Below are 14,653 nucleotides of genomic sequence, written 5' to 3'. Positions count from 1 at the left end.
AATTATACACAGATCCGGGCCGAAGTCACACAACCGTTATTACTTTACCCGCGTGCCCGGCGTGGCGCCTTCGTCCGGCGAGAGGATGTGCAGGTCCGAGCCACCCGAACCCGCCGCCAGCACCATCCCTTCGGAGAGACCGAACTTCATCTTGCGCGGGGCGAGGTTGGCGACCATCACGGTGTGACGTCCGACCAGCGTGGCCGGGTCGTAGGCGGCCTTGATGCCGGCAAACACCTGGCGTGGCTTGTCTTCACCGATATCGAGCGACAGGCGCAACAGTTTGTCGGCCCCCTCGACGTGATCGGCCTCGAGGATTTTCGCGATGCGCAGGTCGACGGCACCGAACTGCTTGATGTCGATGGTCTCGGCGATCGGCTCGATCTCACGCTCGACCGACTTTTGCTCTGCCGTACTCGTCGCGCCGCCCGCCTTGGTGTTGGCCTCGTCGATGGCATCCTGCTTGGCCGCCGCCAGAAGTGCCTCTATCGACGACTCCTCGATCCGCTGCATCATCGGCTTGAACTTGTTGATCGGGTGGTCGAGCAGCGGCTGGTTCAGCCCCTGCCAGGTCAATGCCTCGATGTTTAGGAACTCGGCCGCCTTGGCGGCGAGCTTCGGCAGTACCGGCGAGAGATAGGTCATCAGCACGGCGAAGGCGTTGATGCCGTCGGTGCAGATGGCTTGCACCTCGTCGCGCGTGCCCTCGTCCTTGGCCAGCACCCAGGGCTTGCGCTCGTCGATGTACTGGTTGGCCCGATCGGCCAGCGCCATGATCTCGCGCATCGCGGCAGAGTATTCGCGACGCTCGTAGCGCTCGGCGATGCCGGCAGCGGCCTGCGTCATCTCTTGATGAAGTTCCGGGCGCTCCAGTGTCGCGGCCAGCCGGCCGTCGAAGTGCTTCTTGATGAACCCCGCGCAGCGGCTGGCGATATTGACCACCTTGCCCACCAAATCCGCGTTGACGCGATAGCGGAAGTCCTCGAGGTTGAGGTCGATGTCGTCGATGCCCGAGCCGAGCTTGGCCGCGAAGTAATAGCGCAGCGCCTCCGGATCGAGATGCTCGAGGTAGGTCTTCGCCTTGATGAACGTGCCGCGCGACTTGCTCATCTTCTCGCCGTTCAGCGTGAGGAAACCGTGGGCGTGGATCGCATTCGGGGTGCGCATGCCGGCACCCATCAGGGTTGCGGGCCAAAACAGGGTGTGGAAGTAAGCGATGTCCTTGCCAATGAAGTGCACCAACTCGGTATCGGCATCTTTGCCCCAGAACTCGTCGAACGATAGCCCCTCGCGACGCGCCAGCTCGATGAACGAACCGATGTAGCCGATCGGCGCGTCCAGCCAGACATAGAAGAACTTGCCGGGGGCACCGGGGATCTCGAAGCCGAAGTAGGGCGCATCGCGGGAGATGTCCCAGGACTGCAGGCCCGATTCGAACCACTCCTGGAGCTTGGCCTTGATCGATGACTGCACTTCGGCGGCGTCGAGCCAGGCTTTCAGCCGGTCGCCAATCTTGGGCAGGTCGAAGAAGTAGTGCTCTGAGTCGCGCTCGACCGGCGTGGTGCCGGAGAGTACAGACTTCGGATTCTTCAATTCGGTGGGCGCATAAGTCGCGCCGCAGACTTCGCAGTTGTCACCGTGCTGGTCATCGGCGCCGCACTTGGGGCAGGTGCCCTTGATGAAGCGGTCCGGCAGGAACATTTGCTCGGTCTCGTCGAAGGCCTGCTTGATGGTCTTGCGACTAATCAGGCCGGCGGCATCGAGCTTGCCGAAGATTTCCTCGGCCATTTTGCGGTTGTCGTCGGTATGCGTGCTGCCGAAGTTGTCGAAACCGATGCCGAAGCCCTGGAAGTCCGCCTCGTGGAGCTGATGGATCTTGGCGATCAGTTCCTCGGGTGTCATGCCCTCCTGTTTTGCACGCAGCATGATGGGCGTGCCATGCGTGTCATCGGCACAGACGTAACGGCAGTCGTGGCCGAACAGCTTCTGTGCACGCACCCAGATATCCGTCTGGATGGTCTCGATGATATGACCGAGGTGCAACGGACCGTTGGCGTAGGGGAGGGCGGAGGTGACGAGAATCCGGCGTTGTGTGTCCATGCGTATGCGCTGTCTTTATAAGTAAGGTGATCGGGCCGTCGGGCGGCATAACCCCGAAAGGGCACGCCCCACAGGCGGCATCGGTGACGATTGGTTATTCAGGGCGCGGCAGTTTAGCATGCAGCGACGTTGCCAGATTCCGGTGCCGTGCCACCGCCAACCCGCTTAAATCCGTCAGGACGCCCGACTGCATGCGTATCGCGATTGTCGCCCCCGACCTCCCGGACGAGGTCATTCCCACCTTCCCCGCCCTGACCGACGCCGTGCGTGCCCGGCCGGGCCTGAAGTTCAGCGTGATTACCGGCCCCGAGGCGGCCGGCTGGTTTCGCCGTCACCCGGACGTCGACGAGGTCGTGGTGTTCGACGGCACGGCGCTGCTTGCATCGCGCTGGACGCCGGAAGGCTGGCGCGCTGGTCGTGCCTGGAAAGAGGCCTTGCGCGCGCACCCGCAACTGGAGCAGTGCGAGTACGTGATCGACCCGTTCGGTCGCCCGGAGACCCTGGCGATGGCAAAGCGCGTCGCCGCCACCTCGGTGGGTATTGCCCGACCGGCCAAGGGTCGGCTGCCGAGACGGCAACCCTATGATTCGCAATACCCGGTGCCGGATGATCTGCACCGCGTGCAGGCCGTGCGCGTGCTGTTCGCGGCGGTACTCGAATATTCGCTGCACGATCTCAACCCGGATTACGGGCTGTCGATCGAGGCCGAGCCGGTGGTTACGGACCTGTTGGTGGATACCGATGGTTTGCCATTCGAGCAAACGGGCATCGAGTTGATCCGACGACGCCTCGCCGAAACCGGGGTGAGCCTGGATGACGTCTCGGCCCATCCCCCCGGCGACATGGATGAATGGCAGCGCCGGCTGACGCAGAGCCGTTATGTGCTGGTCGGCAACAACCGCTGCGGCTGGCTCGCGGCCGCGCTAGGCATCCCCGGGGTTTGCGTCTGTCGTGATGGCGAGGCCAAGCACGACGGCGTGATCACCACCCGGCGCTCCCGGCAGAAGCTGATCAATGTCGATCATCCGCCGATGAACCAGCCGGAGATCGTGGTGGAATCGATCATCCAGGTGATCACGCAGGGCAAGGCACCGATCGAGCTGCCGGAAGAGCCGTCGTCCAGCCCAGACGGCGTCGAGGTCACACCCGAACGCCCATGAAATCGATCAGCGTGGGGACCGAAGCGGTGACGGGTGCCGCCGAACGCCCGGCCTTTGAATGGGTCGATGACGCCCCCTTGCCAAATACGCTTCGGCTGCCGGCCAAGGTCGAACGCATGCTCGTGCTCAATGACGTCTCCGAGGCCACGTTGTCTACGCCCGAGGTGGCCGACTGGTTGGCCGACCCCGATACCCGTGTCGCCGCCGGCGGCTCGAATGTCGTCTTTGCCACGCCCCGAATTCCCCAGGCCGTGATGATCGTCGCTTCCGGGTGGTCGGCGGAGCCTACGGCTGCCGGCGCGATCGAGTTGTCCGTTGAGGCGGGGTTGGGATTGGATGCGCTGGTGCGAGCCACTGCCGGGCGTGGCTGGTTCGGACTGGAGGCGCTTGCCGAAATACCCGGTACCGTCGGTGCGGCCCCGATGCAGAACGTTGGGGCGTATGGAACGGAAATCGCCGACCGGACGCGTTGGGTCGAGGTGTGGGATCGCCGGGAACGACGCATCGAACGATTTGCTCGTGACGCCTGTGACTTTTCCTATCGCAGCAGTCGTTTCAAGCGCGAACCGGGCCGCTGGCTGATCGTGAGGGTCGGGTTGCGCCTGTCGGCAACGCCACCGGCTGATTGGCCGCCGGTGGCCTATTCGGGATTGGACGAGGCCGTGGACGACTGGAGTGCGCGGACCGGTCGGGCGCGCTCGGCGATGTCGCCGGCGGAGTACGCGGAGGTGATCACCACGGTTCGCCTGGCCAAGTTGCCCGACTGGCGCGGTGGGTGGCCCGGTAGTGCCGGCAGTTTCTTTCACAATCCGGTCGTGGCGCCAGAAGCGGCCGCTCGCTTGTCGCGACGCTGGCCGGACATGCCCCGTTTCGATGTTCCGGGTGGGGTGAAGATCCCCGCCGGCTGGCTGATCGAAACGGCAGGCCTGAAGGGCCGCCGCGAGGGAGCGGTCGCCGTGTCATCACGGCATGCCCTGGTGCTCGAGCACCACGGCGGGGCGAGCGGCGCGGCATTTCTTCGTTTTGCCGAGTCGGTGCGTGACCGGGTGGAAGACGAGACGGGTATTCGTCTGATGGTCGAACCGGAGTGCGTCACCGGTCGGTAGCCGTTCCCCATGGTGTTGCCGAGCCCGAGGGTTGCAAGCCGGGTGACAAGGGGGTCGTGCCGTCGCCGAACCACCATCGAGAAGCCGGAAAAGCGCCTGGGCGGAGGCTATGAGTCCAAGGACGGGCACGTCTGCGCGGAGTCGCTGTAAGACGGCGCCGACAGGTTCCGAATACCACGACCCCGGAAGGTCTTCGGGGTTTTCGTGGCTACTCGTTGCCCTTGCCGTGTTTGCGGGCGATCTCGGCATCGAGGAGGGCATCGATGTCGTCCAGGTCGAATTCCTGGTCCTTGCCGTCGTCCTTGTCCTGTTCATCGTCCTTGGGGATCTCGACATCGTCGAGGTCGATCACGCCGTTCTCAGCCTCATCTTGCCGGTCCTCGCGCCTGTCATCCTGCTGGGCTTCGGTGGGCTCAGACGATTCCGGCTCTGCGTCCGGACTCGCCGGCTCGACAGGCTCGTTGCTGTCGGCCTTCTCGTTCTCGCTGTCGGCGGACGAGGGGGGCGTCTTTTCCTGATTGAGCTCGACGTCACTCGACGGCTGGGCGACTTCCTCGGCCTCGCCGGTCGCACCCGTCTCGTCGGCTAGCGTGGCCTCGTCGCTCGAACCCTCGTCGGCGGTTTCGGTGTCGGTATTCCTGGGTTGGGCCTTGGCGGCCGACTCGATGAGTTGATCAAGGTCGTCGGTATCCGCTGAGACGTCGTCCTGTTCTCCCGCGGCTTCGACGGCTTGCTCCTTGGCTTCGGAAACAGCCTCGGCAGTGGTCTGTTCCGTGGGCTGATCAACGGTCTCGGTGGGCGCGTCGGTGTCCACCCCGGCGGTCTCTGCCTCGGAAGGCGAGGCGACGGATGGTTGTTCCTCGCGCGCCTTCGATGTCGCTTCCATGGCGTCGGTCTTTTCGTTCGAAACGCCCTCTGCGGCCATGGCGGCGGCCATTTCGTCCTCGGCGGAAAGGGCGGGCTCTTCCTGGCCGGGCTCTTCGGCAGTCGATCCGCGACCCTCGTCGGCCGTGCCGGTTGAGTCGTCTTCGGCGTCGGTCGCGGTGGTGGATGCGACCAGGTCCTCCGTGAACACCTCGTCGGCACGGCTCTTGGCGGTTTCACAATCCGCGCCGGCGTCCATTTCCTGAATCATGACGATGGCCTTGAGCACGGTGGCGACATGGGGCTCGCTGTTGTAATCGAACTTGCGGCCATATTCACGCACCATGACGTTGACCGTTTCCAGGCTTTCGGCAAGTTGCTTGGCCTGTCGGTCACGTTGTTCGCGCAGCTCGTTGACGTTGTTTTCGAGCTCTCGGGTCCGTGAGTCGTCAGCGTCGTTCTGTTCGACCTGGGTGCGGGCCATGGTCAACAATTGATCCAGATCGGCCTGCCGGACTTGCAGGAAACGCCGCGCGACCGCTGCCAGTTCGTACCGCTTGGGTTCAAGCCAGGGCTCGACCATGGCCTCCACGGCATCGAGGCTGCGCTCGGCATAGCTTTCGCGCTGTTCGTCATCGACCGTGAGCTCCGGCCAAACGCGCTGGATCTGGCGATCGAGCATCTCCTCGGAGGCGCGCATGATCGGATCGCGATCGTCCAGCAGGCGTTCGGCGGCGCCGGTATGCCGCCGCTGTCCCCGCCAGACCAGGATGGCGAGGACCAGTGAAATCACGATGAATCCCGCCAGCAATTCGGTGGCGATGATGGCCCAGTCTGAACTCAGGAAGTAATCGAGCATGTGTCCATGTTCCGTGATGTGTCGATTGGTGACGGCCGGCGGGGTCAGTCCCGCGCGGCCTCAATCAGTTGGCGACGCAGGCGTCGGGACACCAGTCGCCAGGTCCAACCCAGCAGGCCGAGGATCACAAGCCCACCGAGGCCGACCAGGACCGCGATTAGCGGGTTGCTCTCCGGGTCGCTCTCCGTGGCCTCGCTCGGCTTGTCTTTCGGGGTGGGCTCGTCGGCTGGCGTCGAGACTTGCGGCGCCGGGATCGGTTGATCGAGAGGCAGGCTTAGAGCGCGACCGTCGTCGGTCTCACCGCTGACGGTCCCGGTAACCCGGCAGTCGCTGCCATCGATGTGGGGTAGTTCGATGCGGTTGGTCGCCTCCAACAGCGGGGTCTCGATGGCGATTGGCGACCCTGTTTCACATTCGATTTGCGCGGCAAGCCGGGACGCGCTTGGATCGAGCAGAGCAACGTCCTGTTCGATGATCAAGTGAGCGGCCGGGCCACCCGTGTCGGCGCCAACATCGGTACCCGTGTCTTTGCTGTCCTGCCGGGCCGCCAGGTGGGGGCGGACAACGCGGGTGGCAAAGGGTAGGGTGCGGGCCAGCGCGATCTTTCTGCGTATCACCCGTTCGAAGGTCGGACCGCTGGCATGGCCTTCGAGCGTGTATATCCCCGATTCGCCGTCAAGCCGCAACTGAAAATCGTAGCGGCTATCGCCGCCGAGCACGTCGGGGTCGGCCCCGATGTCGTTGAGTTCAATCGACTCGATCACCGTTTCTTGTGGGTCGGTGACGTCGACCTGCGCCTGAAGGTCCTTGGTCAATCGTCGTTCGACGATCGGTTCGCCCCGGTTGGTCAATAGCAACCCGCCCTCGATGGCCTCGCCGGGGAACACCCGGCTGGGCAGGCCGGGCATGGCCAGCTTGAGGTCGGTGATCACCAGGGCCCGGTTGTCGGGATCCTCGGCGGCGAGGATGCGCCAGCTGCCGGCCGGCGGGTCGCTGATCGTGATCAGATCCCGCCCGGCGCTGTCGTCCCAACGCCAGTCGGCCAGCGCACTGGCGATCTCTACATCGATCTCACCACCGTCGGGGATCTGGATGCGGGTGGGCGCGGCGTCGGTTTCCCGGAAGACGACCAGTGTCAGTTCGCTGATGCTCTCATCGACACGAAAGCGGTTTTCCACCAGCGGCACCCCGGTACGTGGGGCGGTCGCCTCGAACAGCGCCAGGAACACGCGCTGCAGGTCCTCGTTGCTGCGGGCGCTCAACGCGAGCCCGCCGGTGCGCTCGGCGATTTCCGTGAGGATCGACTCGTCGGCGGCCTCGGAAAGGGCCACGGTATGTACCTGGACCTCAGCCGCGATCAATGACGCGATGACCGTGTCACGCAGGCGGGTCGTTGCCCGTTCGTTGACCGCCTCGTCGGGCGAGATATCGACCTTGCCGTCGGACAGCAGGATGATATTGCGCTCGGTATCGTCGGCCCAGTCACGGTTGGCGGCCTCGAGCGCCGCCGGGATGTCGGTGAACGGCTCGTTCGAGCGGATTTGCGCGGCCGCGGCGCGCATCGCCTTCTTGGTTTCAGGGGTGGCGAGAGAGGCGGGCAGGACCTCGCTGATCCGATTGCCGAACAGGTCGAGTCGGACGCGGCTTTCCTCGGGCACCAGATCACCGAGCAGGCGCAAGGCCGGCTCGCGCAGGTTTTCCGGATCGGTATTCTTCATGCTGCCCGACACGTCGATCAGCACGTGCAGTTCGGGCGAAGAGGCGGCATGAGTCGGGTGGGCGAGGATCGTGGCAGCGAACAAAAGCGCCGCCCAGGATCTGACCAGTCGACGCCTCGGCCGCGATGCCCGAGTCGTCCTCACAACCAACGTGTGCGGCCGGGTAGCAAAAGTTGTCAGGCGGGGGGCATCAAGTCGCGGCACAGTGCTGGTATCCTTGTGATCAAACGCGGTCACTATCTTGCGGGATAGTGCCGCTTCATTTCGTCTGCAACAACACAAAGTCTCGAATCTATGGCTCAGTACATCTTTACCATGAACGGCGTCGGCAAGGTCGTCCCGCCGAAAAAGCACATCCTCAAGGACATCAATCTCAACTTCTTCCCCGGCGCGAAAATCGGCGTGCTCGGTTACAACGGTGCCGGCAAGTCGACCTTGCTGCGCATCATGGCCGGTGTCGATACCGACATCATCGGCGAGGCGCGTCCGCAACCGGGTACCAAGATCGGCTATCTCAAGCAGGAGCCGGATCTTGACGGGGAAAAGGACGTGCGCGGCAACGTCATGGACGGTGTCGGCGAGATGGCCGGATTACTTGAGCGTTTCAACGCCGTTTCCGAGCAATTTGCCGACCCGGACGCCGATTTCGAGGCGTTGATGGAAGAGCAGGGCAAGCTGCAGGACCAGATTGAGGCCGGTGGCGGCTGGGATCTCGATCGCAAACTCGAGGTGGCCGCCGACGCGCTACGCCTGCCGCCGTGGGATGCCGACGTCAATCTGCTATCCGGTGGCGAGCGCCGCCGGGTGGCGTTGTGCCGCCTGCTGCTGTCGGACCCCGACATGCTGATTCTCGACGAGCCGACCAACCACCTCGACGCCGAATCCGTCGCCTGGCTGGAGCGCTTCCTGCAGGAATTCTCCGGCACCGTGGTGGCCGTGACGCACGATCGCTACTTCCTCGACAACGTCGCCGGCTGGATCCTCGAGCTCGACCGCGGCCAGGGCATCCCCTTCGAAGGCAACTACTCGCAGTGGCTGGAGACCAAGGAAAAGCGCCTCGAGCAGGAAGAAAAGTCCGAGTCCGCTCATCAGAAGGCCATGAAGCAGGAACTCGAGTGGGTGCGCCAGAACCCCAAGGGCCGACAGGCCAAATCCAAGGCGCGCATGAAGCGCTTCGAGGAACTGCAGTCCGAGGAGTACCAGAAGCGCTCGGAGACCAACGAGATCTACATCCCGCCCGGTCCGCGCCTGGGCGACAAGGTGATCGAGGTCGAGGGGTTGACCAAGCGCTTTGGCGACCGCGAGCTCTATCAGGGACTGGACTTTTCCGTGCCCAAGGGCGCGATCGTCGGCATCATCGGCCCGAACGGCGTGGGCAAGTCGACGCTGTTCCGCATGCTGATCGACGAAGAGAAGCCGGACGGTGGCACGATCGAGATCGGCGAGAGTGTCGAGTTGGCCTATGTGTCCCAGTCTCGCGAGGACATGGTGGACACCAAGACGGTCTGGGAGGAAATCTCGGACGGTTACGATCACATCACGGTGGGCAAGTTCGAGATGCCCTCGCGTGCCTACCTGGGCCGCTTCAACTTCAAGGGCCAGGACCAGCAGAAGTTCATGAAGGACCTGTCGGGCGGTGAACGCAACCGGGTGCATCTGGCCAAGTTGCTCAAGGCCGGCGGTAACGTGCTGCTGCTCGACGAGCCGACCAACGATCTCGACATCGAGACGCTGCGTGCGTTGGAAACCGCGCTGCTGGACTTCCCGGGTTCGGCGCTGGTGATCTCGCACGATCGCTGGTTCCTCGACCGGATCGCGACGCATATCCTCGCCTTCGAGGACGACGGCTCGGTGACGTTCTTCGAGGGGAACTACCAGGAATACGAGGCCGATCGGCACAAGCGCCTCGGTGATGCGGCCGACCAGCCCAAGCGCGTGAAGCACACCCGCCTGGCAAGCTGATCTTGATCGCCGGGTGTCAACGAAGCGGCGCCCGGCGTTTTTCATGGAGAAGGGAACGTGGCCAATCCGGCACTTGAACAAGCGATTATCAACAAGATTCGCGATAAGGGAATCTCGCTGCCCGTGCTGCCCGACGTCGCTATGCGTGCCCGTCGGGTCATCGACGACCCCAACAGTTCGGCGGGTGACCTGGTCGAGGTGATCGGCCAGGACCCGGCGATCGCCGCCCGACTGATTCAGGTGGCGAACAGCCCGCTGTATCGCGGCGCACAGCACATCGACAACCTCAACCAGATCGTTTCGCGGTTGGGGATGCGCACGGTCAGCCAGCTGATCGTCTCGCTGTCGGCCAAGCAGCTGTTCACGGCCAAGACGGCCATGATCAAACGGGTCATGCGTGACCATTGGGCGTTTGCCTCGCAGGTGGCGGCCCTGGCGAACCACATCGCCCGCCGCCACACGAAGCTCGATGCGGATCAAGCCCTGCTCGCGGGGTTGCTGCACAGCGTCGGTGGGATTCCGGTAATCGTGGTGGCCGAGGAGATCCCCAAGCTGCAGGAGGCGCCGGCTGTGCTCTACGAACTGGTCGAGAGCCTGCAATCACGGTTGGGCGGCAATATCGTCAAGGCGTGGGATTTTCCCGACATGTTTGCCGAGGTGATCGAGCATTGCGGTGACCTGGGCTATCAGCACAACGGCGATCCGAACTATAGTGACGTGGTGATCTGCGCCATCGCCCAGGCGCGCGGCATTAGTCGCACGCCGGACGATCGCCCGATCATGGCGGCGGAAAAGCTGGGTGTGGATCTCGAGTCCAGCATGATCGATGATGAGCTCGACGAGGCCATCCGCGCATTAGGTGGATGACCAGTGAAAGGGAACCGATACCGCCAACCCCGGTCTTCATGGAGACCGGGGTTTTTTGTACCCGTGAGCCGTTTTAAAGAGGGTAGTTGCGATGCGTTTGCCGTTTACCGTTCCACTGCTGGGCCTGACGCTCGTGATTGCCGGTTGCGCGACGCACCCGGTCACCGGACGCAGTCAGTTGATGATCATGCCCGAGGGACAGGCCAATCAGATGGCCTACCAGGCCTATTCCCAGATGGCGAGGGAGAAGCCGACGTTGTCGGCGTCCGCCGCGGCCAGTCAGCGGGTGCAACGCATCACGCAGCGCATCGTGCCGCAGGCGACTCGTGTCTACCCGCAGGCGGCGGGGTGGCAGTGGGAAAGCCTCGTGTTCCGCGATGACAGCGTCAACGCCTTTGCAATGGCCGGCGGCAAGGTGGGCATCAATACGGGCATGCTCAACAAGCTCCAACCCACCGATGACGAGTTGGCTCAGGTGATTGCTCACGAGATTGCCCACGCGCTGTCGGGGCACACGCGCGAGAAGATGTCGATGGCGATGACCCAGCAAATGGGGTTGTCGGTGGCCTCGGCCCTGGGAGGGTTGGATAGTCAGACGGCAGCGATGGCGCAACAGGTCGCGACCGTGGCCATCGACCTGCCATTCAGCCGTCGAATGGAACTCGAGGCGGACAAGGTGGGGTTGTTGCTGGCCGCCAGGGCCGGTTACGACCCGCGAGCGGCCGTCAGCCTGTGGCGCAAGATGCAGGCACAGGGCGGGGGCGGCGGCCCGGAGTGGCTCAGCACCCACCCGGACAGCGGCAATCGCATCCAGGCATTGGAACGCGCCATACCCGGCGTGATGCCCGATTATCGCCGGGCTACCGGGCGCTAGCGCGCGCCGGCCAGAGCCAATGGTGTGGCGTCCGTCTCGTCGCGAGGGGGCGACTCAATGCCCCCGGCATCCAGTTCGAGATGCACCTCGCGGGGGTGGAACGGTTTGATCCGTCGCACGCTCAGGCCTTGAGCACGTCGGTGCACGATCAGTTGTGCCCAGGCGGGGCTTGAGGGGGCGGTCATGGCGGTGCCTGCGGCCATCTCGGCGCCGAGCGGGTAGGGCGTGACCAGGCATCCGCCCCCCGTCTCGGCGGCCAGCTTGAGCCGTCGTCGCAGGGCAAAGCCCAGCGGGGGCAGCCAGGCGACGACCAGCGGGTAGACACCGGACTGGAGCACTTCCTCGGTCGCCCAACCCAGTTCGCGCAGGTTGCGTGGTTGGATGACGAGCAGGTTGTCGAGTTGCACTCCCTGTTGTTGCCAGCGCTCGGCACAAGGGAGCGCTGGCGGGTTGATCAACGCCACGCCTGCCGTTCGGGTTTGTCGATGCAACCAGGGCATCAGCAGGGCCGTGGTGCCATGGCCCAGTGATGACTGGAACCAGTCTTGATGCCGTTCCAGTGGTGTCGTGTCGAGTCGCTCACAGGGGCGACGCCAGATCCCGCTGGTGGCACGGCCGGCATAAAGCTCCACCAGCCCCTCGCTGGGCCAGCCGCCGCCCAACAATTCATCGAGTGCCGACCAGCCGCTGGGGCAGGGCGCGGCGCTCGACGCGGGCGGGCGAGTCTGCCGGCCACGCCAGATGTCGTGACGGGCCAACAACTCGGCGACGTCGTTCCCCCCGATGGCGTGTGCTCCCATGATGTGCCGATCCTCCCGGGACGAATTGGTCGCTTCTCATGGCGTTTCGACGCTGCCGAGACGCCAAGTCAGGCCGGGCTAGGCCAGGCCAGGTGCCCGTCAGTCGAATGTCCGCAACACGCCGACCACGCGGCCCTCGACGATCAACTCCTCGTGTCGCAGGTCGACCTCGATCGGTGTCATCTCGGTGTTCTCCGGGATCAACCAGACCTTTGCCCCGCGGCGTCGATAGCGCTTGACGGTGACCTCGTCGGCCAGGCGGGCCACCACGATCTGGCCGTTGCTGACGTCCTCGGTGCGATGCACCGCGAGCAGGTCACCATCCATGATCCCCGCATCGCGCATGCTCATGCCGCGTACTCGCAACAGATAATCGGCGCGAGGGCGAAACAAGGCCGGATTGACCGGCACCTGGGACTCGACGTGTTCGGCTGCCAGGATCGGGCTGCCGGCAGCAATCCGACCGATCACGGCCAACTCGTCGCGGTGGGAATCGTCGGGCAGGCGAATGCCCCGGGAGCGCCCCCCCAGCAGTTCGATGGCCCCTTTTTTCGCCAGCGCCTTGAGATGGCTTTCCGCGGCATTGGGCGAACGGAAACCGAGGGCGGCGTTGATCTCCGCCCGGGTCGGCGGCATGCCGGTCTCGTGGATGGTGTCGCGGATGAACGCCAGGATCTCGGCCTGTCGGGGCGTGAGCGGGCGCGGTGTGTTCGATTCGGTCATGGTGACGGTCTTGGCGGAAGCGTGAGTTGATTGTACTGTAATAAATAACAGTATTCATATCCCGGAGTCCTCATGTCCACCGAGTTGCCATCCCGATCGTCAGCGCACGAACCTTACTGGCTGGCACTGCGCTTTCCGGAGGCCTGGTTCGAATGTCGCTGCCCCGAACAGGAACGCCATCATCGCCCGCCCGCGGTGCTCCTGGACGGGGGTGGGCGCAGTAGCCGGGTGGCGGCGGTCAACCGCGTGGCCGCCGGACTGGGTATCGAGATCGGTCAGAGCCTGGCCACGGCGCGCTCGCGTCATCGGGCAAACGCCACGGCGGATACGCCCCTGCGGTGCCTCGGGGTCGATCACCGGGCCGTGGAAGAATGGCTGGCCGAATGGGGCGAGTGGGCGCTGACGTATACCTCGCGCGTCAGCCGCCCGCCAGCGGTGCGATCCGGTGTCGATGTCGGTGCGGGGTTGTTGCTGGAAATCGGTGGGAGCGCGGCGCTGTTCGGCGGCATTGGGGCCGTGGTTTCCCGGCTGCTCGAGGCATTGAAACCGTGGCAACTGGTGGTGCAGGTCGCGGGGGCGTCACCCCCGCGTGTCGCCTGGGCCCTGGCGGCTGCGGTGGCCGACGAGCCCCCGTGGTTGTGTCGTCCCCGGGAGCAACTGGCGGCCGTCAGCCGACTGCCCCTGGCGTTCATCGACTGGCCGACTACCTGGATCGAGCGCTTTGCCGAACTGGGTCTGCGACGGCTGGGCGAGGTCCGTCGCCTGCCGCGTGACGGGTTGGGGATGCGCACCGATCCGCTACTGTTGGCCGATCTGGATCGCCTGTTTGCCGCACGGGACTGGCCGCTGGCCGACCTGGTGCCCCCGGCTCGCTATGCCCGCGAGGTGAGCCTGTGGGATCCGGCCAGCCAGGTCGATCGCCTGTTGCTGCTGGCCCGCGGCCCGCTGGTGGGGTTGAGCGAGTTCCTGCACCGTCGGCGCCTCGCGGTGGCGAATTTCGTGGTGTGGCTCGGCCACGAGGAGAGAGCGTCGACCCGACTGGAGGTGGCGACCGCCGAACCCGGCCGGGATGAACGCCTCTGGCAAGAGCAATTGCGTCTGCAGCTGGAATCGGCCGGACAATTGGCGCCGGTCACCCAACTGCGAGTGGAGGCCGACCATTTTGTCGCCCCCCGAGCGGGCCAGGGCAGCCTGTTTGCCGATGCCGACGAGCGTGGTCGCGACGAGCGGGCCCTCTTTCATCGGTTGCAGGCCCGGCTGGGCCGGCCGGCCGTCAGTCGATTGCAGGATGTGCCGAGCCTGATTCCCATGAACCGCTCCCGCCTGCAGCCCTTGCCGGGGCAGCAGGGCAGGTCACCGCGTACCAGGCCCGTCGAGCCACCGGACACATCGCTGCTCCCGGGAGCGTTTCGGCCGTTGTGGTGGCTCGAGAAACCACGGCGGCCCGATGCGCCCGTGCATTACCACGGGCACATCGAGCGGATCGAGACCAACTGGTGGGCGACGGCCGAGGAATCGGCCGACTACTGTGCCGGTGAACTGGTTGGCGGCCGCGCGGTCTGCCTGCGCCGGGAACGCGCGGGGGGCGATTGGCAGGTGATTGGCCTCGACGATTGATGG

General features: G+C 64.8%; 11 protein-coding genes. 6 read left to right on the top strand and 5 right to left on the bottom strand.

Annotation, left to right across the window (positions count from 1 at the left end):
- Positions 1-39: 39 nt before the first annotated feature.
- Positions 40-2,100, bottom strand: a complete 2,061-nt coding sequence (metG, locus tag ABGV18_RS03770; RefSeq protein ID WP_396584879.1) for a methionine--tRNA ligase — start codon at positions 2,098-2,100, stop codon at positions 40-42.
- A 191-nt stretch (positions 2,101-2,291) separates the two neighbouring features.
- Between metG and ABGV18_RS03765 the strand changes: the two genes are divergently transcribed.
- Positions 2,292-3,260, top strand: a complete 969-nt coding sequence (locus ABGV18_RS03765; RefSeq protein ID WP_396584878.1) for a glycosyltransferase family 9 protein — start codon at positions 2,292-2,294, stop codon at positions 3,258-3,260.
- On the top strand, positions 3,257-4,366 hold the full coding sequence (locus ABGV18_RS03760) for an FAD-binding protein (protein WP_396584877.1): 1,110 nt from the start codon (positions 3,257-3,259) through the stop codon (positions 4,364-4,366). The genes ABGV18_RS03765 and ABGV18_RS03760 overlap by 4 nt, the downstream gene beginning before the upstream one ends.
- 208 nt (positions 4,367-4,574) lie before the next feature.
- Here the strand turns inward: ABGV18_RS03760 and ABGV18_RS03755 are convergent, their stop codons facing one another.
- Together ABGV18_RS03755 and ABGV18_RS03750 are read right to left on the bottom strand one after the other, a co-directional pair.
- The gene (locus tag ABGV18_RS03755; RefSeq protein ID WP_396584876.1) at positions 4,575-6,089 is read right to left on the bottom strand and encodes a hypothetical protein; all 1,515 of its coding nucleotides are present in this window, start codon (positions 6,087-6,089) and stop codon (positions 4,575-4,577) included.
- Between the two features lie 44 nt (positions 6,090-6,133).
- On the bottom strand, positions 6,134-7,891 hold the full coding sequence (locus ABGV18_RS03750; protein WP_396584875.1) for a VWA domain-containing protein: 1,758 nt from the start codon (positions 7,889-7,891) through the stop codon (positions 6,134-6,136).
- A 210-nt stretch (positions 7,892-8,101) separates the two neighbouring features.
- Here ABGV18_RS03750 and ettA point away from each other — a divergent pair, with 210 nt between their 5' ends.
- The 3 genes from ettA to ABGV18_RS03735 all read left to right on the top strand — a co-directional run bounded on the left by ettA (position 8,102) and on the right by ABGV18_RS03735 (position 11,510).
- Positions 8,102-9,769 carry an energy-dependent translational throttle protein EttA gene (gene ettA, locus ABGV18_RS03745; RefSeq protein ID WP_396584874.1) on the top strand — a complete coding sequence of 556 codons (1,668 nt, stop codon included), beginning with the start codon at positions 8,102-8,104 and terminating at the stop codon, positions 9,767-9,769.
- Between the two features lie 57 nt (positions 9,770-9,826).
- Entirely contained in the window at positions 9,827-10,636 is an 810-nt protein-coding gene (locus ABGV18_RS03740; RefSeq protein ID WP_396584873.1) for an HDOD domain-containing protein, read from the top strand.
- A gap of 91 nt (positions 10,637-10,727) precedes the next feature.
- Positions 10,728-11,510: a M48 family metalloprotease gene (locus tag ABGV18_RS03735; RefSeq protein WP_396584872.1), complete on the top strand. Its 783-nt coding sequence runs from the start codon at positions 10,728-10,730 to the stop codon at positions 11,508-11,510.
- Here the strand turns inward: ABGV18_RS03735 and ABGV18_RS03730 are convergent.
- Positions 11,507-12,310, bottom strand: a complete 804-nt coding sequence (locus tag ABGV18_RS03730) for a hypothetical protein (protein WP_396584871.1) — start codon at positions 12,308-12,310, stop codon at positions 11,507-11,509. The two genes, ABGV18_RS03735 and ABGV18_RS03730, sit on opposite strands and share 4 nt — an antisense overlap.
- 99 nt (positions 12,311-12,409) lie before the next feature.
- A complete protein-coding gene (lexA, locus tag ABGV18_RS03725) occupies positions 12,410-13,033 on the bottom strand; it encodes a transcriptional repressor LexA (RefSeq protein ID WP_396584870.1) in 624 nt (207 codons plus the stop codon).
- A 72-nt stretch (positions 13,034-13,105) separates the two neighbouring features.
- On the opposite strand from lexA, the gene ABGV18_RS03720 reads away from it, so the two are divergent.
- Positions 13,106-14,650: a Y-family DNA polymerase gene (locus ABGV18_RS03720; protein WP_396584869.1), complete on the top strand. Its 1,545-nt coding sequence runs from the start codon at positions 13,106-13,108 to the stop codon at positions 14,648-14,650.
- Positions 14,651-14,653 lie beyond the last annotated feature (3 nt).

Origin of the sequence: Guyparkeria halopsychrophila, assembly GCF_044582135.1 — a bacterium.
Taxonomy (GTDB): domain Bacteria; phylum Pseudomonadota; class Gammaproteobacteria; order Halothiobacillales; family Halothiobacillaceae; genus Guyparkeria.
Note: the sequence above shows the minus strand (reverse complement) of the source record. Positions and strands in the feature narration are given on the sequence as shown.